General features: G+C 55.1%; 31 protein-coding genes. 17 read left to right on the forward strand and 14 right to left on the reverse strand.

The features are described 5' to 3' along the window. Window positions 1-123 precede the first annotated feature (123 nt). Together KORM41_RS19230 and KORM41_RS19235 are read right to left on the reverse strand one after the other, a co-directional pair. On the reverse strand, window positions 124-1716 hold the full coding sequence (locus tag KORM41_RS19230; protein WP_068152230.1) for a hypothetical protein: 1593 nt from the start codon (window positions 1714-1716) through the stop codon (window positions 124-126). 133 nt (window positions 1717-1849) lie between these two features. Next, entirely contained in the window at window positions 1850-2593 is a 744-nt protein-coding gene (locus KORM41_RS19235) for a methyltransferase family protein (protein ID WP_068152233.1), read from the reverse strand. 174 nt (window positions 2594-2767) lie between these two features. Here KORM41_RS19235 and KORM41_RS19240 point away from each other — a divergent pair, with 174 nt between their 5' ends. From KORM41_RS19240 to KORM41_RS19265, 6 genes are all read left to right on the forward strand, one after another. Beyond that, on the forward strand, window positions 2768-3409 hold the full coding sequence (locus KORM41_RS19240; protein ID WP_156432061.1) for a hypothetical protein: 642 nt from the start codon (window positions 2768-2770) through the stop codon (window positions 3407-3409). A gap of 7 nt (window positions 3410-3416) precedes the next feature. Next, a complete protein-coding gene (locus KORM41_RS19245) occupies window positions 3417-4175 on the forward strand; it encodes a class I SAM-dependent methyltransferase (protein ID WP_068152240.1) in 759 nt (252 codons plus the stop codon). Window positions 4176-4233: 58 nt separating this feature from the next. Next, window positions 4234-5424 carry a TraB/GumN family protein gene (locus KORM41_RS19250; protein ID WP_068152243.1) on the forward strand — a complete coding sequence of 397 codons (1191 nt, stop codon included), beginning with the start codon at window positions 4234-4236 and terminating at the stop codon, window positions 5422-5424. A gap of 142 nt (window positions 5425-5566) precedes the next feature. Beyond that, entirely contained in the window at window positions 5567-5854 is a 288-nt protein-coding gene (gene groES, locus KORM41_RS19255; protein ID WP_068152246.1) for a co-chaperone GroES, read from the forward strand. 63 nt (window positions 5855-5917) lie between these two features. Then, window positions 5918-7564: a chaperonin GroEL gene (gene groL, locus KORM41_RS19260; protein WP_068152247.1), complete on the forward strand. Its 1647-nt coding sequence runs from the start codon at window positions 5918-5920 to the stop codon at window positions 7562-7564. Between the two features lie 568 nt (window positions 7565-8132). Then, window positions 8133-9416 (forward strand): OprO/OprP family phosphate-selective porin, encoded by a 1284-nt coding sequence (locus KORM41_RS19265; RefSeq protein ID WP_068152253.1) that lies wholly within the window; start codon window positions 8133-8135, stop codon window positions 9414-9416. Window positions 9417-9505: 89 nt separating this feature from the next. Here the strand turns inward: KORM41_RS19265 and KORM41_RS21615 are convergent, their stop codons facing one another. Next, entirely contained in the window at window positions 9506-9664 is a 159-nt protein-coding gene (locus KORM41_RS21615) for a YqaE/Pmp3 family membrane protein (protein WP_074519490.1), read from the reverse strand. A 271-nt stretch (window positions 9665-9935) separates the two neighbouring features. Here KORM41_RS21615 and KORM41_RS19270 point away from each other — a divergent pair, with 271 nt between their 5' ends. The 5 genes from KORM41_RS19270 to KORM41_RS19290 all read left to right on the forward strand — a co-directional run bounded on the left by KORM41_RS19270 (window position 9936) and on the right by KORM41_RS19290 (window position 13276). Then, a complete protein-coding gene (locus KORM41_RS19270) occupies window positions 9936-10493 on the forward strand; it encodes a GNAT family N-acetyltransferase (protein WP_068152264.1) in 558 nt (185 codons plus the stop codon). 81 nt (window positions 10494-10574) lie between these two features. Beyond that, window positions 10575-11147 carry a DUF1285 domain-containing protein gene (locus tag KORM41_RS19275; protein WP_068152266.1) on the forward strand — a complete coding sequence of 191 codons (573 nt, stop codon included), beginning with the start codon at window positions 10575-10577 and terminating at the stop codon, window positions 11145-11147. Continuing rightward, window positions 11144-11767 (forward strand): CoA pyrophosphatase, encoded by a 624-nt coding sequence (locus KORM41_RS19280; RefSeq protein ID WP_068152269.1) that lies wholly within the window; start codon window positions 11144-11146, stop codon window positions 11765-11767. Before KORM41_RS19275 ends, KORM41_RS19280 begins: the two co-directional genes overlap by 4 nt. Continuing rightward, entirely contained in the window at window positions 11764-12123 is a 360-nt protein-coding gene (locus tag KORM41_RS22080; RefSeq protein ID WP_068152272.1) for a hypothetical protein, read from the forward strand. Before KORM41_RS19280 ends, KORM41_RS22080 begins: the two co-directional genes overlap by 4 nt. Then, window positions 12104-13276 carry a CCA tRNA nucleotidyltransferase gene (locus tag KORM41_RS19290; RefSeq protein ID WP_197421301.1) on the forward strand — a complete coding sequence of 391 codons (1173 nt, stop codon included), beginning with the start codon at window positions 12104-12106 and terminating at the stop codon, window positions 13274-13276. The genes KORM41_RS22080 and KORM41_RS19290 overlap by 20 nt, the downstream gene beginning before the upstream one ends. A 42-nt stretch (window positions 13277-13318) precedes the next feature. Here the strand turns inward: KORM41_RS19290 and KORM41_RS19295 are convergent, their stop codons facing one another. The 6 genes from KORM41_RS19295 to KORM41_RS19320 form a co-directional block, all read right to left on the reverse strand. Next, complete coding sequence (locus tag KORM41_RS19295) at window positions 13319-13879, reverse strand: lipid-binding SYLF domain-containing protein (protein ID WP_231727343.1); 561 nt, start codon at window positions 13877-13879, stop codon at window positions 13319-13321. 74 nt (window positions 13880-13953) lie between these two features. Next, window positions 13954-14409: a nucleoside deaminase gene (locus tag KORM41_RS19300; RefSeq protein WP_068152277.1), complete on the reverse strand. Its 456-nt coding sequence runs from the start codon at window positions 14407-14409 to the stop codon at window positions 13954-13956. A gap of 48 nt (window positions 14410-14457) precedes the next feature. Next, a complete protein-coding gene (locus tag KORM41_RS19305; protein ID WP_068152281.1) occupies window positions 14458-14904 on the reverse strand; it encodes a YqaA family protein in 447 nt (148 codons plus the stop codon). Between the two features lie 6 nt (window positions 14905-14910). Beyond that, entirely contained in the window at window positions 14911-15336 is a 426-nt protein-coding gene (locus tag KORM41_RS19310) for a bleomycin resistance protein (protein WP_068152282.1), read from the reverse strand. 4 nt (window positions 15337-15340) lie between these two features. Then, the gene (hemF, locus tag KORM41_RS19315; RefSeq protein ID WP_068152285.1) at window positions 15341-16207 is read right to left on the reverse strand and encodes an oxygen-dependent coproporphyrinogen oxidase; all 867 of its coding nucleotides are present in this window, start codon (window positions 16205-16207) and stop codon (window positions 15341-15343) included. A gap of 4 nt (window positions 16208-16211) precedes the next feature. Beyond that, window positions 16212-16685, reverse strand: a complete 474-nt coding sequence (locus tag KORM41_RS19320; RefSeq protein WP_068152288.1) for a tRNA (cytidine(34)-2'-O)-methyltransferase — start codon at window positions 16683-16685, stop codon at window positions 16212-16214. 308 nt (window positions 16686-16993) lie between these two features. Here KORM41_RS19320 and petA point away from each other — a divergent pair, with 308 nt between their 5' ends. The 5 genes from petA to KORM41_RS19345 all read left to right on the forward strand — a co-directional run bounded on the left by petA (window position 16994) and on the right by KORM41_RS19345 (window position 21176). Continuing rightward, a complete protein-coding gene (petA, locus tag KORM41_RS19325) occupies window positions 16994-17548 on the forward strand; it encodes a ubiquinol-cytochrome c reductase iron-sulfur subunit (protein WP_068152290.1) in 555 nt (184 codons plus the stop codon). Window positions 17549-17559: 11 nt separating this feature from the next. Then, complete coding sequence (locus KORM41_RS19330; protein ID WP_068152291.1) at window positions 17560-18831, forward strand: cytochrome b; 1272 nt, start codon at window positions 17560-17562, stop codon at window positions 18829-18831. 7 nt (window positions 18832-18838) lie between these two features. Beyond that, entirely contained in the window at window positions 18839-19633 is a 795-nt protein-coding gene (locus tag KORM41_RS19335; RefSeq protein ID WP_082720066.1) for a cytochrome c1, read from the forward strand. Between the two features lie 213 nt (window positions 19634-19846). Next, on the forward strand, window positions 19847-20563 hold the full coding sequence (locus tag KORM41_RS19340) for a class I SAM-dependent methyltransferase (RefSeq protein WP_156432062.1): 717 nt from the start codon (window positions 19847-19849) through the stop codon (window positions 20561-20563). A 220-nt stretch (window positions 20564-20783) separates the two neighbouring features. Next, on the forward strand, window positions 20784-21176 hold the full coding sequence (locus KORM41_RS19345; RefSeq protein WP_068152300.1) for a RidA family protein: 393 nt from the start codon (window positions 20784-20786) through the stop codon (window positions 21174-21176). Here the strand turns inward: KORM41_RS19345 and KORM41_RS19350 are convergent. The 5 genes from KORM41_RS19350 to KORM41_RS19370 form a co-directional block, all read right to left on the reverse strand. Further along, a complete protein-coding gene (locus tag KORM41_RS19350) occupies window positions 21173-21484 on the reverse strand; it encodes a dATP/dGTP pyrophosphohydrolase domain-containing protein (RefSeq protein WP_068152301.1) in 312 nt (103 codons plus the stop codon). The two genes, KORM41_RS19345 and KORM41_RS19350, sit on opposite strands and share 4 nt — an antisense overlap. Before the next feature lie 2 nt (window positions 21485-21486). Beyond that, window positions 21487-22125, reverse strand: coding sequence for a carbonic anhydrase (locus KORM41_RS19355; RefSeq protein WP_068152303.1), 639 nt, complete (start codon window positions 22123-22125; stop codon window positions 21487-21489). 5 nt (window positions 22126-22130) lie between these two features. Continuing rightward, window positions 22131-22751 (reverse strand): PAS domain-containing protein, encoded by a 621-nt coding sequence (locus KORM41_RS19360; RefSeq protein ID WP_068152306.1) that lies wholly within the window; start codon window positions 22749-22751, stop codon window positions 22131-22133. Between the two features lie 109 nt (window positions 22752-22860). After that, window positions 22861-23424 (reverse strand): PAS domain-containing protein, encoded by a 564-nt coding sequence (locus KORM41_RS19365; RefSeq protein WP_269448991.1) that lies wholly within the window; start codon window positions 23422-23424, stop codon window positions 22861-22863. 108 nt (window positions 23425-23532) lie between these two features. Next, a complete protein-coding gene (locus tag KORM41_RS19370; RefSeq protein WP_068152311.1) occupies window positions 23533-24021 on the reverse strand; it encodes a MarR family winged helix-turn-helix transcriptional regulator in 489 nt (162 codons plus the stop codon). Window positions 24022-24134: 113 nt separating this feature from the next. Here KORM41_RS19370 and KORM41_RS19375 point away from each other — a divergent pair, with 113 nt between their 5' ends. After that, window positions 24135-25013 carry a branched-chain amino acid aminotransferase gene (locus KORM41_RS19375; protein WP_068152313.1) on the forward strand — a complete coding sequence of 293 codons (879 nt, stop codon included), beginning with the start codon at window positions 24135-24137 and terminating at the stop codon, window positions 25011-25013. Window positions 25014-25044: the final 31 nt, after the last annotated feature.

Below are 25044 nucleotides of genomic sequence, written 5' to 3' on the forward strand. Positions count from 1 at the left end.
ACAGAGGGAAGAATGCCACGAATTGGCACTTGGGCCAAGAGCGGGCAAAAATAAGGCCGGTGGCAGCCGTAAACGTGAAAAGAGGGCCGATTGGCCCTCTTTTGTTACTCTTCGGAAAGATGCTTATTCGCTGGCAGGTGTGCCTGTGGGCTCTGCCGTTGCCATTTCCATGCCGAACACAGTGTGCCAGGTCTGCGGCGTGATGCCGGAGAGAGCCTCTTCCGTCATGGGGACGAGCGAACGCACGCTGACCCGCATCGGCTGTGAATCGGGCGCCATGAAGGCCTGGATGACCTCAGCAAGGTTCTCTGGTGCGCCTTCTCCCAATAGGGGGCCTGCCTGGGCGATTGCCATCATGGAAAACTGCTCGCGCAGCTGATCTTCCGGCATGCCGGAAAGCACAGAATATACCTTGAGACCGCGGGGTAGCAGGCCCTGGTCTTCAACACCAAGCGAGACGGAAACACCGTCATAGTATCCAGTGTAGACGCTAAGTGCTTCGGCTATCTGCGCGAATGGGTCCTGCTGCGGCGGTATCCCTTCCTCAGCCGCACGGAAGGTCTGTTCCATCTGATCCCTTTGGTAGGCGATCAGTTTTTCCGACATCTGAGCCGGCTTGAGGCCTGCTACAGAGCTTTCGCTTTCCAGGCTGATCAGCTTGTCCAGCTTGAGATCCATCTGGCTTGTAACATTGCCTGTGGTGTCGTCAAACTGGGTGCTGGAGGCCATGTCCAGACGAATGGTGTCCAAATCTGCCAGTGTCAGGATCTGCATTGCCTGAGGGGAGGTGTTCTGTACACCCTTCAGCTCAAAGGCGTCGATCTTCATCGTGCCGCCCAGAACGAAATCGGCCGGACGAACCAGGTCTTTCACCGACATTTCCTTTATCGATATGGCCATGCCCTGCATCGGTATGTCGAAGTTGAAACCCTCCAGGATGAAGCTGTCGATACCCATATAGTTGATGGATGTCTTGGCAAGCGAGAGCGCAGCAGCTTCGATAAGGGCGTCATCGGCGCCTTCTTCAGATTCCTCGGCCTTGCTCATGGCAACCATGTCGGTGATCCAGCCAATGTCGAGGCCATTGATCTGATACCGGTCGATTGCGATTGACGCTTGGTTCGAGACATCTACCACGAAGTTATCGATCAGCAAGTTGTCGACGCGCGTCTGGTCGTTATTGGTGGCGACGTGGGCGGTGTCCAGCGATATCAACACTTTCTGGGTTGGATTTTGGGGCGGTGACCCTTCCATATTCAAGCCACGAACGTCAATAAGGGTGAGGGGCCAGTTAGTGAGCTTTTCTTCCTTGAAGTCGTCTATGATGCCCACAAGGTCTTCGCCCCGAACTTCCATACTGTCCAGTGAGATTTTTCCCTGCGGCGTATCCATTTTAGCAGCAGTGACCCGAAAACCATCAATCGTTGCTGTACCTGAAAATGGGGAAAAACCGATATCCAGCTCAACCTTTTCGGTGCTGGTTGTGGCATCCGGATTGTCATGATCCTTGGTGGTGATCCCCTCAACGATGGCTGTGCCAGACAGCAGATCGACTTTCAGGCTTTGATATGTAAGGTCTGCCTTCAGGTCAGGATTGCTGATGAAGCTGTCAATTTGTGCCTGAACCTGGGTTTCGAAGCTGTTTGAAAGATAAAAATAGCCGCCAACTGCGGCGGCGGCGACCACGGCTGTGGTCACGACGGCTGTGCGTCCCATCTATAATACCCCCGAGAGATTTAATTTAATATAAGGCACCATATGAACTTGTCGGGGGTACGTAAACCTATGATTTATTCGGGTTCGCGTTTTTGGGGCAGCGACAGGCATCGCCGCCCCAGACCCGATATTATCAGCGCAGGCGCGGCAGCAGGCCGCCAACGCGCTTCTTATAGTCGCGGTACGTGTCGCCAAATTCTGCGATCAGGTCCCGTTCCTCATAATAAAGGCCAATAAGGATATAGACAATCATACCCAAGGCCAGCGTGGCCCGCCCCACTGTCATGTCCGGTGTGGCAAGCATAGCAATAAGTACGCCGGTCTGGATCGGGTGGCGCACCACCTTGTAGAACATGGGCGTGACGAATTCTTTCGCGCCCGCGTCCGGGTCATGCGGCTTGAAGCTCTGCTGCAGGCCGAACAGATGGTTGTGGTTCAGCATATAGGTTGCCGCCAGCGTGAAGGCCCAGCCGAAATAGAAAATGCCGGTGATCACCATGCGCGCGGTCTCGCCTTCAACGTGCCAGATGCTGCCGGTCATGGGCTGCCAATATTGAACCATCACCAGGATGACGACGGCTGTCATCAGCACATAGGTGCTGCGCTCCGCCGCTTGCGGCAAAAGCGCGACCAGGCGGCTTTTGAAGCTCTGGCGGGCCATAACCGTATGCTGCAGGCCAAACAGGGCAATAAGCCCGATATTTACCAGAAGCGGCATGGGCATGGGGCCTGTGTTGGCGTGGTCGATGCCCAGACTTGCATAATCCGGTAGCAATATGCCGATATGGTTGTTTGCAAATAGAATGAACAGCACAAGGCTGGCGACGCCGAGGACATAGCAGATCAGTCCATAGGCCATGATAAGTATACGTGACATGTTTAAGTTCCCCTTAGGAAGTGCTCCACTGGTTGCTCAAAACTGTCTTCCATATTTCCCCACCCCCGACTGTGCCCTAAATCACAGTAGCAGGCGAGAAAATTCTCAGCAGGGCTTTTAACGCGCCCTTCGAACACTTAGGTCTATTGGTACGGAAAATAGATGGGGGCCAGCGTGAAAACTTTCCTGAAGATTGCCGCGACTTTATTCCTGCTGTTCGCAGCCGTGGTCGCGTACGGTGTTTATGAGCTGTGGCCAGAACCCTATAAGCCGACCTACACAGTGGAACTGCCGATGCTGAATGGCGTGCCGGGCGTGGTGCTGGCCGTGGATGACCCCAAAAGTGAATTCGCCAAAAGCCTTTTCCGTGGCCCAGATGAAGTTCGGTTTCGTGGTAATCCAATTGATGGCTTTTGGCGGCCAAGCGAACCAGAGCTGGCCGAGTTTGAAGCAACTTTGAATTCCTATGTGTGGCAGCATCCCCCCTCGGATGCCATAGACGCACCTCACTTTATTCGTCCTATCCTTTGCTCCAATAACGAAGCGGATCAATTGAATGACCTTCTGACGAATAGCTTTCGGCAATATGTAGGCTTTTATGCTGACGGGCAGCGCTACCTGCAGGTCATTGCTGTTCCGCGCGCGACGGTGGAAAGTCTGGCACCGAACATCCCAAAAGAGGAATTGGAATGGAGACAATTTGGAACTGCTGATGCTGGTCCGACTTCCATTGCTGTCTACTATAGTTTCGATACTGGCCAGATTATCGAGTTGTTTTATGATGAATTTTTTGGTGGGGTTTCGCCCTACTGTTAGGTGAAGTATGACCACAAACGATTTCTATGACCCGATGGCGCCCTTTTATCACCTCGTGCATGGTGATTGGGAGGCCTCGATCGCGCGCCAGTCCGCGGCGCTCGACCAGATTATCAAGGATATCTGGGGTGGGGCAGGGACGGTTCTTGATGTCACGTGCGGTATCGGTACCCAGGCGCTGGGGCTTGCTGAGCTTGGCTATGACGTTACCGCAAGTGACCTGTCCGCGGATTCGGTGGCGCGCGCGAAGGCGGAAGCGGACAAGCGCGGGCTGAAGATCGATTTCAGCGTGGCGGACATGACCCGCGTGCATGAGATCCACCAGAATGCCTTCGATGTGGTGTTGTCCGCCGATAACGCGGTGACGCATCTGCTTTCCGAAGAGGCCATTCTTGGGGCGCTCAAGTCATTCTACGTGGCGGCCAAGCCTGGCGGGGGGTGCCTGGTTTCCATGCGCGATTATGACGCCGTTGACCGCGGCGGGGTGCAGCTGAAGCCCTTCGGTGTGCGCGATGTGGACGGTGTCCGATGGAGCGTCTATCAGGTGTGGGACTGGCGCGACGGCAATGACGTCTATGATTTTGCCATGTATTTCACGGCGGACGACGGGGCATCGGAGCTCAAAACCCACGTGATGCGCTCGGCCTTCTATGCGCTCAGGCCCGCCCGCATGGTGGACCTGTTCCATGAGGCCGGCTTCCAGGATGTGCGGCGCATCGACGATGTTTTCTTCCAGCCGGTTATTATTGGCACGAAACCTATATAGGTTGCCCTTGATAATCCCCTGGTAGTAATGTTGCGAGGCAATTGACGGTGGGGGTTCTATGAAACGCTTAGCCATTTTGGGCATGCTGTGTGTAAGCATGGGCGCGGCTGCCGAGGCAATCAATCATTATCAGGCAGTTTCGGGAAAGGCCTATGGCAGCTACTTCGATCAAATAGCAGCTTCGGCAGAACTGGGAAGTCGGGCGACCCAGCAGGCAGGGTGGTTATACGGCTTTGTGGGGCGATCAGACCTGATCCCGACACTGGGCGAAAGTTATATTGCACCTTCCCTTCAGCAATGTGAAGCGCCTCAAGATGCAATGGAAGTCGCCGACCCTCTAGGCGCAGTCCTTGATGCAAGTACAAACCACAGGGTGCTGCTGTTGAACGAGAGCCATACCCACAAACAGGCGCGATTGTTCCTTTATAACAATCTGGAGCGGTTATGGGCCGCGGGCTATCGCCATATTGGATTCGAGGCCCTTGGAAAGGCGCCTGTTAGCAGTATCGCTGACCTTGATGCCGGGGACGTGTCCCAAGGTTACTATCTGAATGACCCGCTATTCCGCGGCGCTGTCCGCAAGGCCTTGGCGCTGGGCTTCAAGGTGTTTCCATACGAATTTCGTGGCCCATACCCGGAAAGCGACGAGCCAGGCGCGCATGTGAAGGTGCGGGAGCATGGGCAGGCCCAGAATATCGCGGCCTATCTTCAAGAGCACGCTGGCGACGACAAAATTCTTATCTGGGCAGGCTACCGGCACATCGCCAAAAGCTGGAATGAGGAAGCTCCGAATTGGAACTGGATGGCCGCGCGCCTTGAGCATGAGTTCGGCATCAAGGGCTATTCAGTTGACCTGACAGCTTGCCAGTATGAAGGGCCGTCGCATGGCTCGGCGCGGCTCTACCGGAAAGATGGTCAATTTCTTGCCCTAGGGGCGCCGGGAACCCAGTGGGGTGTTGACGGGCAGTTCCATTTGCCAAGCCAGAAAGAGATAAAGCCTGGCTATTATCGGGCTGCCCTTGGACAGCCGGTTATGGTACCATCGTCGCTCCGCGAATCGTCTGCCTTTATGTATGTTGAGGCCTTCCGTGAGGGCCAGCCGCAAACGGGCTTTTCCTATGATTCGATCATGCTCAGGGATGGTGAGGACTTGCCCCTTTATCTGCCAGCCGGGGACTATGTTCTGGTGGCCTATGACAAGAATGGCCAAAGGCTTGGTGATCAAGCGGTTTCGGTTGCTGCCCAATAAGCCAAAAAAAATCACAAAAAATCTTCAGACTCCTCTTGAACCGTACCCGGCGCAGGCATACATAGGGACACGCAGTTAGCACTCCCTAGGGGTGAGTGCTAACAAACCCTAATTTTACGGTTTATCATTTAGGAGACAAACCATGGCACTTCGTCCGCTGCACGACCGCGTACTGGTCAAGCGTCTTGAAAGCGAAGCGAAAACAGCTGGCGGCATTATCCTGCCAGACACCGCACAAGAAAAACCATCCGAAGGTGAAGTGATCGCTGTTGGCGCTGGCGCCAAAGCTGAAGACGGCAAAGTGATCGCGCTCGACGTTAAAGTTGGCGACAAGATCCTGTTCGGCAAATGGTCCGGCACTGAAGTCAAGGTTGACGGTGTTGACCTGCTGATCATGCAGGAAAAAGACATCATGGGCATCATCGAGTAATCCACTCGGCTGACCCGTCTCGATTAGTTACATATAATCACACGAAATACAGGAGCCCAAATCATGGCTGCTAAAGAAGTTAAACTTCAGGAAGACGCGCGCAAGAAGATCCTCGCTGGTGTGGACACGCTTGCAAACGCTGTAAAAGTAACGCTCGGCCCTAAAGGTCGTAATGTTGTTCTCGACAAATCCTTCGGTGCACCACGCATCACCAAAGACGGTGTATCTGTTGCCAAAGAAATCGAGCTTAAGGACAAGTTCGAAAACATGGGCGCACAGATGGTGAAGGAAGTAGCTTCCCGCACCAACGACGTGGCCGGTGACGGCACAACCACTGCAACAGTTCTGGCACAAGCCATCGTTCGCGAAGGCATGAAGTCTGTTGCGGCTGGCATGAACCCGATGGACCTGAAGCGCGGTATCGATCTCGCGACCACCAAGGTTATCGAAGGCCTGAAAGCCCGCACCAAAGACGTGACCACCACTGAAGAGATCGAGCAAGTTGGTACGATCTCCGCTAACGGTGAAGTTCAGGTTGGTAAAGACATCGCCGCTGCGATGGAAAAAGTTGGCAAAGAAGGCGTGATCACTGTTGAGGAAGCCAAAGGCCTCGAGAGCGAGCTGGATGTTGTTGAAGGTATGCAGTTCGACCGCGGTTACCTGTCTCCTTACTTCATCACCAACGCCGAGAAGATGACCGTGGACCTTGAAAACCCACTGATCCTTCTGCACGAGAAGAAGCTGACGAACCTGCAGCCAATGCTGCCGCTTCTGGAAGCTGTTGTACAAAGCGGCAAGCCACTCCTGATCATTGCTGAAGACATCGAAGGCGAAGCGCTGGCGACCCTCGTTGTGAACAAGCTGCGCGGTGGCCTGAAGATCGCTGCTGTTAAGGCGCCTGGCTTCGGTGATCGCCGTAAAGCCATGCTGGAAGACATCGCAATCCTGACCGGTGGCCAAGTGATCTCCGAAGATCTGGGCATCAAGCTTGAAAATGTCGGCATCGATATGCTCGGTACCGCGAAGCGCGTGAACATTACCAAAGAAGACACCACCATCGTTGACGGTGTTGGCTCCGAGGACGATATCAAAGCCCGCGTTGAGCAGATCAAAGCTCAAATCGAAGTTACCACTTCCGATTACGACAAAGAGAAGCTCCAGGAGCGTCTTGCCAAGCTCAGCGGCGGTGTTGCTGTGATCAAGGTTGGCGGTGCCACTGAAACTGAAGTGAAAGAGCGTAAAGACCGCGTTGATGACGCCCTTCACGCAACTCGCGCTGCTGTTGAAGAAGGCGTTGTTGCCGGTGGCGGTACTGCGCTTCTTTACGCGACCAAGTCTCTTGAGGGCCTGGAAGGCGCAAACGACGACCAGAACAAAGGTATCGACATCATCCGTCGTGCCCTGCAGGCTCCGGTTCGTCAGATCGCTGCTAACGCAGGTGTTGACGGCGCTGTTGTTGCCGGCAAGCTACTTGAGCAAGACGACGTAAACTTCGGCTTCGACGCACAGAACGAAGTATACTGTGACCTGGTTGCCAAAGGCATCATCGACCCAACGAAGGTTGTTCGTACTGCGCTGCAGGACGCTGCTTCCATCGCTGGCCTGATGATCACAACCGAAGCCATGGTTTCCGAAATCCCAGAGGACAAGCCAGCCATGCCTGGTGGCGGTATGCCTGACATGGGCGGCATGGGCGGCATGGGCTTCTAAACCAGCCAACCAGCTACAAACTCAGTTACGAGTATCAAAACCCCCGGTGCGAAAGCGCCGGGGGTTTTCTATACAAATGGCCATGCGGTTGTTTGAGCCGGAGTGACGGCCTGCTGTGTATCTCCTGCCACCGGCAGGAACTTAGCTTGTCCATGGGTGCTTAGGGCGTGAGGTCAAAGTGCTGTGGAGCAAGCTGGAATGGGTAGGCACAGCTGTAGTCAACTGATTCCATTCTCGAGGTCACGGGCTGTCATTTGCATGACATCAAACGGGAACAATTGAGTCGCAAAGGCAGAATAGCTGTCACATTTCACCAACTCGGTAGTGTTGATATTTCGATCAATATACACAAAGCCTAATTAAAACAATGACTTAATGCTCATGTCAATTTTGTGTCACAGACTGTAATAAAATCGCAATATATTTGGCAGTATATGCGCACGTCACGAACGACAGGAGCCCGCATGGCTGTAACAAGCGTATGCAAGAAAAATAAGGCTTCGCGTTCTGGGACGAATAAAAGGCCGCAGTTGGGTGCGCGCCAAAAAAGATATGATAGGAAAATATGATGCTCAAAGGGAAACGTATCGCTGGCCTGATGGCCGCGACGGCCTTGGCCACGGCGATGTCCGCGCCTGTCGAAGCGCAATCCATTGAAGAGTTGAAAGCTCAGCTTGAGGCTCTTGCCAAGCGCATTGAAGAACTTGAGAAGAAGCAGGAAAAGGCGCCGAAGATCAAGAAGGCCGATCCGGCTTTCAGTCTTGCAAGCGACGATGGCCTGTTTGAATTCAATATCCGTGGCCGTGTACTGGCAGACTTTGGTTGGTCTTCCGACAGCGACGGCAGCATGGACAAGGATACCAGCGAGCTCCGCGCTTCGCGTATTGGCGTTGAAGGCAAAGCCTGGAAAGACGTGAAATACAAGTTCGAAGCCGACTTCGCTGGTAACGACGTTGAAGTCAAAGACGCCTACATGCAGTTCAAGACTGGCATGGGCAGCTGGACTTTCGGTCAGTTCAAAACGCCGAACTCGCTCGAGGAGATGGAATCGTCCCTGAATACGAACTTTGTTGAACGCGCGGCCTTCACCGACGCTTTCGCACTGGCGCGTATGATCGGTATCGGTTACGGCAATGGCGGCGACAACTGGACGTTCAATGCTGGTATTTACCGTGGCAGCAACGATGGTTCCGTTGATAACGAAGGTCAGGTGTTCGCGGCTCGCGCCACTTATGGCGACGCGTTCGATGGCGGTAACTGGATGCTCGGCGCGTCTGTTCGTTTCCGCGATGTTGGCGGCGACGGTGATCTGCTGCGCTACCGCCAGAAAGCTTACTTGCACACGGCTGACCGCCTTCTGGCGACAAGCCGCATTGCTGAAAAAGACAGCTTCTACGGCCTTGAAGGCGCACTCTCCTATGGTTCGCTGAACCTGACGGGTGAGTGGGCTGGCCTGACCGCGCAAAATGGCGGTGCTGGTGGCCGTGATGCCTTCTTCTATGGCGGTTATGTTGAAGCTGGCTGGTTCATCACAGGTGAAACCAAGACACTCAATCTGAAAAAAGCTGTCTGGAACCGTCCGAACATCAAGAATCCAGTTCACACTGGTGGCATTGGTGCATGGCAGGTTGCGGCGCGCTTTGACCGTGTTGACCTGACTGGCGACGGCGTCTATGGCGGCGAGCAGGACACTTATACCCTGGGTGTGAACTGGTACCTGAACCGTCACACGCGCTTCCTGGCCAACTATGCCCACGTCTCGATCGACAAGGCATTCGACGTTTCGGCCAACGGTGCCGACGGTAAAAATTCGGCTGATACGCTGGGCCTGCGCTTCCAGGTTGACTGGTAAGCCTTTTAATTCACCGTATGACTGGACTTCGGCGGCGGGCAGTGTCCCGCCGCTTTTTTTATGTCTGGTTTTGTTTTGGCGCCAAAGGGTCAGCGCTTGGCAATAATATAGACCGCGTGGATGATGCCGGGCAGGTAGCCACACAGGGTCAGGATAATGTTGATCCAGAAATGCTTGCCAAGCCCTTCCTGAAGAAAGACGCCAAGCGGTGGCAGAAGAATGGCGATAATGATGCGGATCAGGTCCATATGATGCTCCCTTGCTGGTTTAGAAAATTCAGCATACAGTGCATTTGACAGAATATTCTGCAGAAAAAGCTTGCCTAACAGAATAATTTGTTGTTTATGCGCATTTCTACTGCAACATATGTTCCGTATTTCGGACATAAAAGGATCATGTAAGGCATGGTAAAGACCACCCATATCAGACGGCATTGCCGAATGCGACGACGCTAAGCTTCTGGACTAAAAGCGTTATTTGTTCATTGGTGCTGTCTGCACCAGGATATGGGAAAAGCCGATGATCACAATTGATCGGGAACGGCCCTTCGATAAAGCAGCGATCGAGAAGCTGCTGGATGTGGCCTTTGGACCTGACCGGTTCAACAAATCTTCATACAGCCTTCGGGAAAACAACCAGCCGGTTGCCGGCCTGTCTTATGTCGCACGCAAGGCGGACAAGATTGTAGGCACCGTGCGCTACTGGCCGATCGAAGTGCGCGATCTTTTGGGCGGCAAGCCGGTGGAGGCTCTGCTTCTTGGGCCGCTCGCCGTTTCGCCTTCGGTACAGGGGCAGGGTGTCGGCGCCCAGCTGATGCACAAGTCCATGGCATCTGCAAACGGTGCCGGCCATGACCGGATTCTGCTTGTGGGCGACTATGCCTACTACCAGCGGTTCGGGTTTGAGCCAGTGCTGCCGCGGTACATTACGCTGCCGGGCGGCAAGGATGCACGGCGTCTTCTGGTGCGCCAGCCCGCGACGACCACGTCACTGCCATCGGTCGGTAAAATTGTTGTGCCGATGCCCGAGCCTGTGCTCGTACCGGTGGCTGGCGCCCTGCTGTCGGATGTTGCCTGAGGCACTCCAAAGCATATCTTTCTCACGCTGGAGCTTTTCTTTGCGCCACTATCTCCCATATAGTGGTGCAAGGAGGCCCGAATGACAGCAAATACCGATACCGGCTTGAAACTGGAAGATATTTTGAAACAACTGGAGGGCCAGAAGCGCCCGCCGGTCGAGAAATGGAACCCTGATTTCTGCGGTGATATCGACATGCGGATCGCCGCCGATGGTACCTGGTACTATATGGGCACCCCGATCACGCGTGAGCGCATGGTCAAGCTGTTCGCTACCGTTCTCAGGAAAGATGAAGACGGCAAGACATATCTGGTGACCCCGGTTGAAAAGATCGGCATCACCGTTGATGATGCGCCTTTTGTGGCTGTGCATATGGACCGGATTGAAGATGGCAGCCGCGTCGCCTTCAAATTCACCACCAATGTCGGCGACGAAGTGATCGCGGGGCCTGATCACCCGATCCGTGTAGAGGTGAATGAAAAGACCGGCGAGCCGCGACCTTATGTTCACGTTCGTGGCCGCCTTGAGGCGCTGATCGCGCGGCCCGTCTTTTATGAACTGGTGGAGCACGCGGAACTGAAAGGCGACAGGCTGCAGCTGACCAGCATGGGCGAACGGTTCAGCCTTGGCAGTGTGGAGGCCGGTGACGCATGAGGAATTGGCTTGCCGATGCGCTCAGTGAAGGCAACCCAGCGGCCCGTGGGCGCCGCAGCGACTATGACCTTAACCGAGACGCCAAGCTTCTGGAACAAAAGGGCAAGCCGGTGCGGGATGCCGCCGTGCTGGTGCCCGTAGTGAACCACCCGGGTGAGCCTACCATCCTGCTGACCAAGCGTACCGATCACCTGACCAAACATGCCGGGCAAGTGAGCTTCCCTGGCGGCAAGGTGGACGAGACCGACGCAGATGCCGTGGCAGCTGCCCTTCGCGAGGCGCATGAGGAAGTCGGCCTTGAACCACACCACGTTGAGGTGTGCGGGTTTCTGGACACATACCGTACAGGCACGGGGTTCGAGATTGTACCCGTGGTGGGGCTGGTGCGCCCGGGTTTTGAGCTGACACTTCAACAGGAGGAAGTTCAGGCCGCGTTCGAGGTGCCGCTGTCCTTTTTGCTGGACCGGGGGAACCATAAGCTTGAAAGTGCTGTCTGGCAGGGCATCCGGCGTGAATATTATGCCATGCCTTATGGGGACTATTTTATTTGGGGGGCCACGGCCGCTATGCTCGTTAATCTTTGTGATGTGATGGAAGCCGTGCGGGAGACTGCGACATGATTGCTGCAATTTTGCGGATAGTACTGCTGCTGTTGCCTCTTGTTGTCTTGTTGCTTTGGCTGCGATACCGCATGCGCACCAATCGCACAGAGGGCGAGCTGGAGCAGGAACGGGCAATGCTTCGCAAGGTGGTGATCACGTTGCTCATTGTCGGCGCCGCAGCCGGTATAGCCTTGAAGTTTGCCGACACCAACACAGGCGATGCCCGCACCAAATATATTCCGCCGCATACAGAAAATGGCCAGGTTGTGCCGGGCCGGTTCGTGCCTGTGGATGAAGCGGCGGATGAACCTGAGACAGCACACAAGGAAACCAATCCGGAAAGTGACGAGCCGCGTGAGCAAGATCCAAGCTAACTGGCTGAACTCCCCTTTCATTCAGGAAATCGCCGCCATTCTTGGGCCTGCCGATGTGCGGTTCGTCGGCGGTGCCGTGCGGGACACGCTTGTGGGGCGCACTATCAAGGATATTGATGCAGCGACCCGTTGGCTTCCGGAACAAGTATCGGAAAAGCTGCGCGATGCTGGCATCAAGGTGATTCCCACAGGAATAGATCATGGCACCGTCACCGCCGTCAGGGGCGCTGAAGTGATTGAAATCACGACGCTCAGGCGTGATGTGGCAACAGACGGCCGCCGCGCCACAGTCGCCTTTACAGACGACTGGCTGGAGGACGCCAAGCGCCGCGATTTTACCATGAATGCTATCTATATGGCGGTGGACGGCACGCTCTATGACCCGTTTGGGGGCGCAGAGGATGCCAAGGCTGGTCATGTGCGGTTCATTGGCGACGCGGCTGAGCGAATCCGCGAAGACGCGCTCCGTATCCTGCGCTTTTTCCGTTTTCATGCCCATTATGGCCGTGGCGCCCTGGACACGGATGGGCTAGCGGCGGTCGCTGCCAATGTCGTCATGCTTGAGCACCTGTCGGTTGAGCGCATCAGGGATGAGCTGTGCAAACTTCTGGCGGCACCTGATCCACGCCCGTGCCTGATGGCCATGACGGACGCCGATATCTGGTCGCACACGCCGGTGGTGGATATCGACATCAATGGTCTGGGCCGTATCATGGCGGCAGAGAAAGCATTGGGGCTAGACGCCGATATTCTTATGCGGCTTGTGGGACTTGTGGGCTCTCGTGCGGTCTCTGTGGGCAGGCTTCTCAAGATGTCCAACAGGGAAAGCAAGATACTGAAAGCCTTCAGCGCAGGTTTCACCGGCAGCCTGCCTGCGAACAGCAAGGCGATGCGGGTTTTTCTTTACCAGCATGGCCGCGACGCGGGGCAGGGGGCTGTGATGGCACATCCTGCATGTTGGGGTAGTGAACTGGCTGAAACGGCCTTGCGCTGGAGCATTCCTGAAATGCCGGTGCGTGGGCGAGACCTGATTGCTCGGGGCATGAATCCGGGGCCCGCTATTTCCGAAGTCCTGAGGCAACTGGAAGACATTTGGATCGACAGCGATTTCAGCCTGACGCCTGATCAGTTGCTGGAAACATTGTCAGCATAAGCCGTGCATAAAAAGAAGGGGCCTCGCGGGCCCCATCTTCATTTATTTCTTGTTCAGCTTCTTGTCCTGCCAGTATTTGGTGCCCTTGAGGGACGCCTGCAGGGCGAGACCTGTTTTGGTCATCTGGTAAACGCTGACCTTTTTGCTGAAGCCTGCTGCTTCGCCAATGTCACCGCCTTTTTCGTTCGATTTGGCAGCAGCGTCTGCCTCGCCCGAGAAATCCCAGCCTTTTTCGATAAAGTCGTTGAGGGCATCCCGGTCATGAAAGATAAAGACCGAGCGGAAGTCCTTTACGCCAAGGCCAAGGCCAACGCTGGCGTTGCCCATTTTCATGAAGGTGTCTTCACCAGTTTTCAGGTCACGAACCACACCACGACCGCCGCCGCCGCCAATCAGGAAAACCTGAACGCCGACATTCGAGAAAACGGCATAGCCTTCAGCCACGTCGATTTCGGCGCGGGTTTGTGGGCGTTCGGCAAACAGCTCGGCAAGCACCTGTTCCCGCATCTCCAAAATTTCTGCCCGTTTTTCATCCCGCGATTTTGCCGCAACCGGCAGGGTGAAGGCGCATACAAGCATCAGCGCCAGTACTGAACGGATCATGGTCATCATGTGCCCCTTTTTCTTTCAATCAATTCGTTGTTAGGCCCTAATCGTGGCAGCTCTGTGACACAAAATCACGATGCCGGGTCATTCCCTGCGATATCTTCGTCCCACAGCGTTGGTTTTTCACGGATAAAGCGCGCCATAAGGTCGGTGCAGCCCGGGTCGTCAAGGCGTATCACCTCAACGCCGTTTTCCCGCAGGAAGGCTTCATTGCCGTGGAAATTTTCTGCTTCGCCGATCACCACACGGGGAATGCCGAACTGCACGATGGTGCCGGCGCACATCATACAGGGGCTGAGTGTTGTGTATAGCGTAACACCGTCATAGCGGGGGCGCCTGCCGGCTGCGCGCAGGCAGGCCATCTCGCCGTGGGCTGTGGGGTCACCATCCTGCACGCGCCTGTTGTGGCCGCGTGCGATAACAGCGCCATTTTCCACCATCACCGCGCCGATGGGCAGGCCGCCCTCGTCATAGCTCTTCTGGGCCTGTGCCAGTGCCTCTGCCATGAAGGGTGCGTGGTTGGTCATTGGTAACTACCTGTAATAAAAGGAAACTTGATTCCAAGAATAGGCGTCTTAGGGTGCCAGCGCAAGGGCGTCAATGCCATACAGAATTGCGCCGTACCGGAAGGCTTTCCCGGCCGCTACCAGTGGGATGAACCACCTGAGCGGTACCCGGAAGGTGCCCGCGACAACGGTCAGCGGATCGCCGATCACCGGTGCCCAGGCAAGCAGGAGGGACCATCTGCCGTATTTGACAAAGAATCGTGAAACGCTCTCGAACTGTTGCGGTTTCACCGGGAACCAGCGGCGCTCCTTGAACTGGGCAATGCCGCGGCCGATCCACCAGTTCAGGATGGCGCCCAGCGTGTTGCCTAAAGTTGCCGCTATAAACAGAAGGCCTGGCTCACCCTTGCCAGCAGCCAGGAGGGCCGCGAACGTCACTTCGGAATAGGCGGGCAAAAGGGTTGCCGCCACGAAGGCGTTCAGGAACAGGCCGGCATAGATGGCAAGGTCGGGCATCGGCTGCTATTCCTTCGGCTTTTCGCCAAGAAATTCGGTGAACCGCAAGAGATAGCCGTCAGGATCCTGCACCAGGAACTCCTTTTGCCCAGACACTGTATCGCCGGTTTCGTACCATTCTTCGCTCATCTCTTCGAACAGTGGATAACCCGCTACCTGAAGCCGACCGTATATAGGCGCGATGGCTGTCAGCTCTAATTGGAAATTGACGCCACGCCCGAACGGAGGGGCGAGTTCCCCCGTTTGCCAGCTTTCAGCATGAAACTGTTCCAACATGATATGGACAGTTTCCTGTTCAAGATAGGCAAAGGGTGGCACTTCGCGTCGATTACGGACAGAAAAGCCCAGAAGGCCGGTATAGAATTCCAGTGATCGTCCGAAGTCGGAGACCGTCAGCTCTGGTACCATGCTGTTCCAGAATTTGCCTGCCATGCCCTTATGGCCACTTGGCTTCCGGCGGCAGGGACATCAGGATGGCCTCCACATTCCCGCCAGTCTTGAGCCCAAATGTGGTGCCGCGGTCATAAACCAGATTGAATTCGGCATAATAGCCGCGGTATTCAAGCTGCGTCTCGCGCTCTGCTGCTGTCCATGCTTCATTCATGTGCCGGCGCACCAGGGCTGGGTAAATCTCGTTGAAGGTGCTGCCTACATCCTGGGTGAAGGCAAAATCCGCCGCCCAGTCGCCACTGTTCAATTGGTCATAAAAGATGCCGCCTTCACCGCGCGCCCTGTTGCGGTGCTGGATATAGAAATACTCATCGCACCATTTTTTGAATTTGGCGTAATAATCCGGGTCGTGCCGGTCGCAGCATTCCTGGAAGGCTTTGTGGAAATCGGCCGTGTCCTTGGTGTTCGGCAGGGGGGCATTGAGGTCTGCGCCGCCACCAAACCAGCTTTTGGTGGTGGTGATGAAGCGGGTGTTCATATGCACCGCCGGAACGCGCGGGCTGTTCATGTGGGCCACAAGGGAAATGCCGGTGGCGAAGAAACTTGGGTCTTCGTCTGCGCCTGGGATGTTCTTGGCAAATTCGGGCGTGAAGGTGCCGTGAACTGTTGAGATGTTTACACCGACCTTCTCAAATACCCGACCGCCGCGCATCAAGGACATAGTACCGCCGCCACCCTGGGCACCATCGGCCTGGTTTGTACGCTCCCAGGTTTTGCGCTCGAATCGGCCCGCCGCGCGGTCCGCCATCGGGCCAGCATTATCATCCTCGATAGCCTCAAAACTCGCACAAATCTGGTCGCGCAGATCCTTGAACCAGTCAGCAGCTGCTTGCTTTTTTTCTTGTAATTCCATCGTGTTATCCCTGCTGCCCGCTTTTGGGCCAAGTGTCTGTTTGTCTAAGTGCTTCACCGAGAACCATTGCCAGAGAGACCGCCACATTAATTGATCGGGCGGCCTTTTGCATCGGAATGGTGATCCGGGCATCTGCCCCATGATGCACGAAATCCGGGGCACCGGCAGATTCGCTACCAACTATCAAAATGTCGCCGGGTTCAAAGGCGAACTCGGTGTAGGCGCTATCGGCCTTTGTGGTCAAGAGGACGAGTCGCTTTCCTTCAGCTGTCCGCCAGTCATCAAAAGCCTGCCAATCCTGGTGATGGTGCAGTTTGACGAGGTCTGCATAATCCATGGCAGAGCGCCTGAAAGCCTTGGCTGAGAACGGGAAGCCGCATGGCTCAATGACGTGCGCAGGCACGTCCACACAGGCCGCAAGGCGCAGCATTGTGCCGGTATTCTGTGGCTGGTCGGGTTGAAAAATGGCTATATCCATGGCGGCGAAGCTAATCGCTTGGCGCAAAAGGCGCAACGACAAGCAGGATGATGGGGCTAAAAACAGGTATTTTTTTTGGAAATATTCTGGATAAAGCCTTGCCTCTTTAGGCCCAGACGACTAAACAAATCCCAATTCGCTGGGCAGGGGCTGTCCGGCGATTGAATTTATGGTAAGCAAATGCTGCGACTTTGTGACGCGGGACTTTGCCACCAAGCTCGGGTAGAAATACGCGCGACTGGACATAAACTTTCGGGAAGCAAACGATTGATCGCCTTTCGCATCGCGTTCCTGTCAGGGAAGATTAGATGAGCACAATCAACGAAACAATTGAAGGTGAAGAAGGCGCCACACGGCGTGATTTTCTTCATGTAGCAGCCACCGGTTTGGGTGGCGTAGGCGCCGTTATGGCTGCCTGGCCATTCATTGACCAGATGAATCCAGCGGCCGATACACTGGCCCTGGCCACTGTTGAGGTAGACCTCAGCGCCATCGGCGTGGGCGAAGCCATTAAGGTCATGTGGCAGGGTAAGCCAATTTTCATCCGTCATCGTACGGCCAAGGAGATCGAGGAAGCTCGCTCCGTTGACATGTCTGAGCTGGTTGACAAGCAAACCGATGCAGAGCGTGTTCAAGAAGGTCGCGCCGAGTGGTTGGTGGTGACAGGCATTTGTACGCACCTTGGCTGTGTACCTGTCGGTACATCCGACGGTGAAGATAAAGGCGACTTTGGCGGCTGGTTCTGCCCATGCCACGGTTCGCACTATGACACGGCTGGTCGTATTCGGAAGGGCCCGGCACCAAAGAACCTTGCGGTGCCAACATACGCCTTCCTCAATGATACGACGTTGCAGATCGGTTAAGGGGAGCAATCATGGCTGAATGGATTGACGCAAAGCCTAAAAACAAGGCTGCCGCCTGGTTGGAAGAACGCCTTCCGGTCATCGGTCTCGTGAATAACGTCGTGGGTGTTGATACGCCAACCCCGCGTAACCTGAACTACTGGTGGAACTTCGGTTCCCTGGCTGGCCTGATGCTGATGGTGCAGATCATCTCCGGTATCGTGCTTGCAATGCACTATACACCGAACACGCTGATGGCTTTCGACAGCGTTGAGCGCATCATGCGCGACGTCAACTATGGTTGGCTGATCCGCTATATGCACGCCAACGGCGCAAGCTTCTTCTTCATCGCTGTGTATATCCACATCCTGCGCGGTCTTTACTATGGTTCCTACAAGGCACCACGCGAAGTACTGTGGATGCTCGGCCTGGTGATTTTCCTTCTCATGATGGCAACTGCCTTCATGGGTTACGTGCTGCCATGGGGCCAGATGTCCTTCTGGGGTGCGACAGTGATCACCAACCTGTTCTCTGCAATTCCGGTTGTGGGCGACAGCATCGTGACCCTGCTGTGGGGTGGCTTCTCCGTTGATAACCCAACGCTGAACCGCTTCTTCAGCCTGCACTATCTGCTGCCGTTCGTGATCACCGGTGTTGTGATCCTGCACATCTGGGCCAAGAAGGTATCCGACAGCGGCAACCCGCTGGGTATTGACGTGAAATCCAGCGCAGACCAGATCCCGTTCCACCCGTTCTACACGGTGAAGGACGCTTTTGGCGCCGCTGTATTCTTCGCGATCTTCGCCCTGTTCCTGTTCTACATGCCGAACGCGCTTGGTCACCCGGACAACTACATTCCGGCTGATCCGCTGGTAACGCCAGGTTCCATCGTTCCTGAGTGGTACTTCCTGCCATTCTACGCGATCCTGCGTTCCATCACGTTCGACATCGGCATTCCTTTCACCGACGTTGTGATCATCCCCGCGAAGCTTCTGGGTGTTATCGCAATGTTCGCAGCGATCATCGTGCTGTTCTTCCTGCCTTGGCTGGACCGCAGCAAAGTTCGCTCCGGTAAGTTCCGTCCGATGTTCCGCTGGTTCTTCTGGTTCCTGGTGATCGACATGGTTGTTCTGACCATCGTTGGCGGCAAGAAACCTGAAGGCATCTGGCCTGTCATCGGCCTGATCGGTACGGCCTACTATTTCGCACACTTCCTGATCGTGCTGCCGCTTCTCGCCAAATTCGAGAAAACGCTGCCACTGCCAGAGAGCATCGCGAACCCAGTAGTCAAAGCTGCAGAGTAAGGGGAATATGACGATGAAACTTGTTAAGAATATCGCGATTGCCCTCACTGCTGTTGCTGGCCTTGCCGGTACTGCGATGGGCGCGGGTGCTGCGAAGCATCCAATGCAAATGGAATGGTCCTTCGAGGGCCCGACCGGTACGTATGACCGTGCATCCGCTCAGCGCGGCTGGCAGGTTTACCAGCAGGTTTGTTCCGCATGCCACAGCCTGAAATACTTCCGTTTCCGTAACCTGGCTGAGCTGGGCTACGAAGACGACATGATCAAGGCATGGGCTGCTGAATACACGGTTGTTGACGGTGTGGACGACGCGGGTGACCCAAAAGAGCGTAAGGGCCTGCCACAGGACGCGTTCCCAAGCCCGTTCCCGAACCCAGAGGCTGCTGCGGCATCCAATGGCGGTGCGGTTCCTCCGGATTTGTCGCTGATCGCCAAAGCCCGTCATGACGGCCCGAACTATCTGTTCAGCCTGCTGACCGGTTATCAAGATGCACCGGCAGACCATGAGGCACCAGCTGGCAAGAGCTACAACCCATACTTCCCAGGTGGCAACATCTCCATGGCGCCTCCGCTTGCCGAAGGTATCGTTGAATATGAAGACGGTACAGCAGCAACGCAGGAGCAGATGGCTAAGGACGTTGTGAACTTCCTGATGTATGTGGCCGAGCCGAAGCTTGAGGCACGCCATCACATGGGCCTGAACGTCCTCCTGTATCTGATGATCCTGGTTGTCGTTCTGTACTTCTCCATGAAGAAGATCTGGAAGCCGGTTAAGGAAGGCAAAAACTTCTATAAGAAGTAAGCCTTTCCAAAGAGAATGACTGAAAGGGCTGCGCGTTGCGCGGCCCTTTTTCTTTGCGCGGGGCAGAAGGGTTCCAAGGCTTGCAACAGGCCGAATATGTGCAAGCTTGTCGTCGGGCAACAGTTATGATTAGATGGCGTTGAAAATACATTTTAAGGCGCGTGCGAGGGGGATAATCTGCCTGATTTTGAAATTTCCGATGCCCAGCATGCTGTGATCGATCAAGTTGTCGAACTGCAGAATAACAGGGAGCATAATTCCCTGAAGATTGCAGAAACGCTGCGTTATATGGCGGCAATGTATGTCAAGCCGCTCAGGGATCATGTGCACATCGAGGATGCGGTCCTGTGCGACTGTGCCGCTGGCTTTGGGTGGTTGGCTTTCGCGTATCTTTTGTCCGGTGGCAAACACGCTATCCTTGTTGAACCGCATGCCGGGAAGCTTGAGGCGTCGCGCAAGTTGGCTGCCGTCCTTGGTGTTGCGGACCGGTGCGAATTTCGGAACGATCTATTGCAGGACCTGTCACTCGCTGACAAATCGGTTGATGTCTTCGCCTCGATAGAGACCCTGGAGCATGTGGGGCGCAAGAACATACGGGCGGCGGTGGCCAATATCGCGCGCGTTACCCGGCGGGTGGTTCTGCTGACAGCACCAAACCAGCTGTCTCCCCTTGTCAGCCATGATGCGGGCGTGCCGTTTTCACACTGGCTGCCCATTGGCTGGCGCAGGCCCTTCTGTCGCATGCTTGGCGTAAGCCATAGCGAGTACCACCATTTTCCTGCTCCATGGCACTTGGGAGGATTGAGGAAAGATTTCCGCCCAAGCGCGTCTGCGCTGGTTTTTAGGGATTTCCGAGCTTGGCGCGACCACTACCCCATCTATAGTCCCTATGCTGGAGGCAGGTGGAAAATGGCTCCCCCGGTTGGCTAAGCATCTATATTAGAATTACCGCCGCCTTGTTCGGTCGGCATTCCTTTTGGATCAGCCCCAACCTGGCAAATGTGTGGGTGGCTCGTTCTACGCACTAGTATGATCGCTCGGCTGGCCCTGTTGTTAAGGTCCATGCGCGAGGCTACTATCCCATGCAGCTTCAAAAAAAGGATAAAAACCTGTGAAAACATTTGTCAGACTGACTGTTGCTCTCATCGCCATGTTTGCCCCTACAGCCACTTCGGCGGACGAGCAGGCAACACTGCCGTTCTCAAAAGCGGTGCGGGTTGGTGACATGCTTTACCTGTCTGGTGAACTGGGCGCGAAGCCAGGTGCCATGATGCTGGTGCCGGGTGGCATCGGGCCTGAGACCCGGCAGACCATGGAAAACATTAAGGCAACGCTGGAAGCCAGCGGGTCAGACATGGATCATGTGGTGAAATGCCTGGTGATGCTGGCAGACATTGGCGAATGGGCGGAGATGAACGAAGTTTATCGCACCTATTTCAAGCCTGGTCGGTATCCAGCACGCAGTGCTTTGGGCGCGTCTGGGCTGGCGCTGGGTGCTCGGGTCGAGATCGAGTGTATGGCCCGAGTGAAAGAGGACAGTTAGGTTCCCTGCGGCTTTATATGGCTGCCTGTGCCGTCGCCACTGGCGAGCCAGGAGCGGGCGCGGTTCTCCGCCATCTTGGCCGTAACCTCTTCGGTGAGGTTGAGGCCATTGAGCTCCATCAGGCGGTAAAGAAGTATGGCGATGTCCGCCGTTTCCTTACCGATTTCCCGCTTGTCACCCTGGGCCGTAGCTTCCAGCAGTTCATCAAGCTCAACCTTTGCCCTGCGCACAAGGACAGTTTGGTCAGAGACCGGGCCGAAGGTCTCCTCAGCCCATTTGGTAATGGATTGTTGCGTTTCGCTGGCCATAGCTAGCCAATGGTTTCCACATCAAGTGTGATTTTCTGCTTTGCCCGAACCTCCGATAGGTCCCCGTTGTGGATGTCGAAAATAAAGCCGACGACGGATAGCGTGCCTGCGTCCACGCGCTCGCGCACGAAGGGGAAGCTCTTGAGGTTCTGCAGGCTCAGGTGCACGGCTGCGCGCTCCAGCATGCGCTTGCTTTCGGTCTCATTCCGCTCGTCGAAGTCTTCATGGGTGCGCAGCCATTCCCTAAGGGGGCGCATCCAGTTATGGACAAAACTGTCGGTTGGCATGCTGTGGTCGATAACGCTGGCGACGCCGCCACATCCGGCGTGTCCCATGACAACGATATTGTCCACTTCAAGCACGGTAACGGCAAATTCGATGGCTGCAGATGTACCGTGATAGCCGCTGTCTTTTTCATAGGGGGGCACCATGGCCGCCACGTTACGGACAACAAAGAGGTCGCCCGGGCCGGCAGACAATATCTGCTGGGGCAGGACACGGCTGTCGGAACAGGCAATCATCAATGTGTGAGGCCTCTGGCCCGATGTGGCCAGTTCTTCATAAAGGGCGCGGTCACTCTCGAAAACCGTATCCCTGAAATTTTGATAGCCCTTGATGAGGCGTTCGTCGATCTTGCTCATAGTGACTAACTTGTCCATTTTGCGACGTCTTGCAAGGTCAATCTTTCCGCGTCTTTGTTCGTACTATTTCTGTGGAAGATGAAATTCTCTATGTAGGCGGCAGGGGCGCCTGCGCCTAGGTCAAGGTACCGCAAGTCTTTGATGTGATCGTCGCTCTGGTCTTCAAGGGGGCGCATGCCTCTGTCGTCAATGGCTTTCCGGCCGAGGCCATAAGCCATGACATACCGAACCTTCCCGGCGTCATCGGCCAGGGGGAGGTGCAGCGTTTCATGCAGGTAGCGGCTACCGCTGTTGGTCGAGATAATGTCCCTTACAAAAGCACCGCAAGGTGTGTCCACGATATAGTCATGGAAAGCAGCGACGGATTTCCTGAACTGATCGGGCAGGAGGTCATAATAATTGACGCCGTTCAGGGGGTAGCCTGCTGCACGCTCAAAGGCGCTTCCAGCATAACGGATAGGCAGGTTCATTTTGCCTATCATCTCAGTTACGCAAATCTGCGGCAGAAACTTACCGAACCTCATGGGTGACAGGTCAGACCGGCGGGGCAGCAACGGGTGTGCTTCGCGCGGCAGCTGTAACCACCGTTCAGTGAACGGCAGAAAAGACTCAGGTAGGATGTTCATGCAGGACCCCTCGTGCAAGTCAGGCCTATCATCGCATGATGTGGCCTCAAGTTCAATTTGATACGAACGATGCCGGGCTGCGGATCAGCTTAAGGGGGCGTTTGTATATTCAGGCAGCGCTGAACTGAAAGTCGGCGACATGCTCGCGCGGTGCTCCATTACCGACATCCATATAAAATAGTTCCTTGATGTTGGATTCGTTGTGGTTGCCAGTTGACCGTGGTGAAAGGTCTCCATAGGGCTTGCGGCCTACGCCATAGACCAGCAGGTAGCGAACAGCACCTTCGTCGTTCACCAGGGGCAAGTGAACTGTATCATGGACGTATCGACTGCCTGATGCCGCAGTTATGACATCACTGACATAGGCGCCGCAGGGGGTGGTCTGGATCAGGTCATGAAATCTTTCGGTCGCGGCCAGGAATCTCTCCGGCAAGATGTCATAGTAATTTTCAAGCTCAGAGCCAAAGCCTGCTAGTCGTTCGAATTCGCTGCCGGCAAATCGGATCGTCATGTTTCTAGGGGCCAGGAACTCGGTGATGCAGACAAGGTGCAGGAATTCGCCAAAGAGGACAGGGCTGATATCCTTTTTATGGGGCAAAAATGAATGCGCCCTGCGGGGTAGCCCCCGCCAAGCCTTTATGAATGGAGCAAATTCACCCGGTGGCTCGAACATATTGATCCCGTTGCTACGACATTGCCCAGTCTATCGTGAGGCAAACCCGTTATTTTTCAATTAATAGCTACGGGGCGGGCAAGATGTCGGTTCATTCGGGGGGGGGCTTTATTTTTCAATCTGCCGCAGAACGGCTTCGCGCTCGTCTTCATTCACGATGTTCAGAAGAACTTCCCAAAAGCCTGCGACTGCTTCGGGCCCGGCCTTTTTATAAGCCTCGGCCACGCGCTGACGCTGGGTTTCAAACAGTTCTTTTTCGAACGCCTTGCCTTTGTCCGTCAGGTAAAGAAGCCGTTGGCGACGGTCCTCGACGCCTGATACCTGGTCCACATAGCCTTCTTCGACAAGTTGGCCCAAGACCCGTGACAGGCTCTGCTTGGTGATCCGCAGGAGACTGAGGAGGCCCGAGACTGTTGTGCCAGGGTTGCGGCCAACGAAATAGAGCACGCGGTGATGCGCCCGGCCAAAGCTTGAGTCTGCCAGAATATTGTCCGGGTCGCGTGTAAAATCGCGATAGGCGAAATACAAAAGCTCAATACCGCGCCGGAGTTCTTCTTCACGTAAATAAAGGTTCGAATGTGGTAATTTTCTTTGCATAAGCCTGATAAGCGATATATGTCAGTGATGTTGACATAATATCGACAGAATGTTACATCGATCAAGTAAAAAGCGACATAATCTTATTTGTTTCGTGTCTGTGGAGAACAAAAATGGCATCTGCCCCTTATGATGACCGCGATGGTTGGATCTGGATGGACGGTGAATACCGTCCCTGGCGCGATTGTACCGCCCATGTGTTAACCCATGCCCTGCATTATGGCGGCGCGGTCTTTGAGGGACAGCGGGCCTATAACGGTAAGATATTCAAACTTAAAGAACATACCGAGCGTCTTTTCAAGTCTGCTGAAATGCTGGGCTATAAAATTCCCTACACGCAGGACCAGATCAATGATGCCTGTATGGAGCTTTTGGACAAGAATAATCTGGTAGATGCCTATTGCCGTCCGGTCGTGTGGCGCGGCAGTGAAATGATGGGCGTTGCAGCTCAGAACAATACCATCCATGCCGCTATTGCCGTATGGGAGTGGCCTTCCTATTTCTCTCCGGAGGCTCGCATGAAAGGCCTGCGACTGGATATTTCCAAGTGGCGGCGTCCGGCGGCTGACACGGCGCCTGTACATGCCAAGGCATCCGGCCTTTACATGATCTGCACCATGAGCAAGCACGCAGCCGAAGCCAAAGGCTTTGATGATGCGCTGATGTATGATTATCGCGGTCAAGTGGCGGAAGCTACCGGGGCCAACATCTTCTTCGTCAAGGACGGAGACCTGCATACGCCAACGCCTGACTGTTTCCTGAACGGCATAACCCGCCAGACAGTGATCGAGCTTGCGAAAAAGCGCCAGATCAAGGTGATCGAGCGCGCTATCATGCCGGAAGAAATGGAGGGCTTCGAGCAGGCATTCCTTACAGGTTCCGCAGCCGAAGTGACGCCACTTTCCGAGATCGGTCCATATAACTTTGAAGTTGGTGATATCACGAAAGCGCTGATGCTTGATTATGACGCGCTTGTAAAAGGGGAAGCCTGAGCGGGCTCCCCGACCCCCGGTTGCGTGTAGT

It is taken from the genome of Kordiimonas lipolytica (assembly GCF_001550065.1).

Bases quoted from the DNA above. Each gene is read 5' to 3' on its own strand.
- KORM41_RS19230 (WP_068152230.1), bottom strand. From the start codon at position 1,716: ATGGGACGCACAGCCGTCGTGACCACAGCCGTGGTCGCCGCCGCCGCA.
- KORM41_RS19235 (WP_068152233.1), bottom strand. From the start codon at position 2,593: ATGTCACGTATACTTATCATGGCCTATGGACTGATCTGCTATGTCCTC.
- KORM41_RS19245 (WP_068152240.1), top strand. From the start codon at position 3,417: ATGACCACAAACGATTTCTATGACCCGATGGCGCCCTTTTATCACCTC.
- KORM41_RS19250 (WP_068152243.1), top strand. From the start codon at position 4,234: ATGAAACGCTTAGCCATTTTGGGCATGCTGTGTGTAAGCATGGGCGCG.
- groES (WP_068152246.1), top strand. From the start codon at position 5,567: ATGGCACTTCGTCCGCTGCACGACCGCGTACTGGTCAAGCGTCTTGAA.
- groL (WP_068152247.1), top strand. From the start codon at position 5,918: ATGGCTGCTAAAGAAGTTAAACTTCAGGAAGACGCGCGCAAGAAGATC.
- KORM41_RS19265 (WP_068152253.1), top strand. From the start codon at position 8,133: ATGCTCAAAGGGAAACGTATCGCTGGCCTGATGGCCGCGACGGCCTTG.
- KORM41_RS21615 (WP_074519490.1), bottom strand. From the start codon at position 9,664: ATGGACCTGATCCGCATCATTATCGCCATTCTTCTGCCACCGCTTGGC.
- KORM41_RS19270 (WP_068152264.1), top strand. From the start codon at position 9,936: ATGATCACAATTGATCGGGAACGGCCCTTCGATAAAGCAGCGATCGAG.
- KORM41_RS19275 (WP_068152266.1), top strand. From the start codon at position 10,575: ATGACAGCAAATACCGATACCGGCTTGAAACTGGAAGATATTTTGAAA.
- KORM41_RS19280 (WP_068152269.1), top strand. From the start codon at position 11,144: ATGAGGAATTGGCTTGCCGATGCGCTCAGTGAAGGCAACCCAGCGGCC.
- KORM41_RS22080 (WP_068152272.1), top strand. From the start codon at position 11,764: ATGATTGCTGCAATTTTGCGGATAGTACTGCTGCTGTTGCCTCTTGTT.
- KORM41_RS19295 (WP_231727343.1), bottom strand. From the start codon at position 13,879: ATGATCCGTTCAGTACTGGCGCTGATGCTTGTATGCGCCTTCACCCTG.
- KORM41_RS19300 (WP_068152277.1), bottom strand. From the start codon at position 14,409: ATGACCAACCACGCACCCTTCATGGCAGAGGCACTGGCACAGGCCCAG.
- KORM41_RS19305 (WP_068152281.1), bottom strand. From the start codon at position 14,904: ATGCCCGACCTTGCCATCTATGCCGGCCTGTTCCTGAACGCCTTCGTG.
- KORM41_RS19310 (WP_068152282.1), bottom strand. From the start codon at position 15,336: ATGGCAGGCAAATTCTGGAACAGCATGGTACCAGAGCTGACGGTCTCC.
- hemF (WP_068152285.1), bottom strand. From the start codon at position 16,207: ATGGAATTACAAGAAAAAAAGCAAGCAGCTGCTGACTGGTTCAAGGAT.
- KORM41_RS19320 (WP_068152288.1), bottom strand. From the start codon at position 16,685: ATGGATATAGCCATTTTTCAACCCGACCAGCCACAGAATACCGGCACA.
- petA (WP_068152290.1), top strand. From the start codon at position 16,994: ATGAGCACAATCAACGAAACAATTGAAGGTGAAGAAGGCGCCACACGG.
- KORM41_RS19330 (WP_068152291.1), top strand. From the start codon at position 17,560: ATGGCTGAATGGATTGACGCAAAGCCTAAAAACAAGGCTGCCGCCTGG.
- KORM41_RS19335 (WP_082720066.1), top strand. From the start codon at position 18,839: ATGACGATGAAACTTGTTAAGAATATCGCGATTGCCCTCACTGCTGTT.
- KORM41_RS19345 (WP_068152300.1), top strand. From the start codon at position 20,784: ATGTTTGCCCCTACAGCCACTTCGGCGGACGAGCAGGCAACACTGCCG.
- KORM41_RS19350 (WP_068152301.1), bottom strand. From the start codon at position 21,484: ATGGCCAGCGAAACGCAACAATCCATTACCAAATGGGCTGAGGAGACC.
- KORM41_RS19355 (WP_068152303.1), bottom strand. From the start codon at position 22,125: ATGAGCAAGATCGACGAACGCCTCATCAAGGGCTATCAAAATTTCAGG.
- KORM41_RS19360 (WP_068152306.1), bottom strand. From the start codon at position 22,751: ATGAACATCCTACCTGAGTCTTTTCTGCCGTTCACTGAACGGTGGTTA.
- KORM41_RS19365 (WP_269448991.1), bottom strand. From the start codon at position 23,424: ATGTTCGAGCCACCGGGTGAATTTGCTCCATTCATAAAGGCTTGGCGG.
- KORM41_RS19370 (WP_068152311.1), bottom strand. From the start codon at position 24,021: ATGCAAAGAAAATTACCACATTCGAACCTTTATTTACGTGAAGAAGAA.
- KORM41_RS19375 (WP_068152313.1), top strand. From the start codon at position 24,135: ATGGCATCTGCCCCTTATGATGACCGCGATGGTTGGATCTGGATGGAC.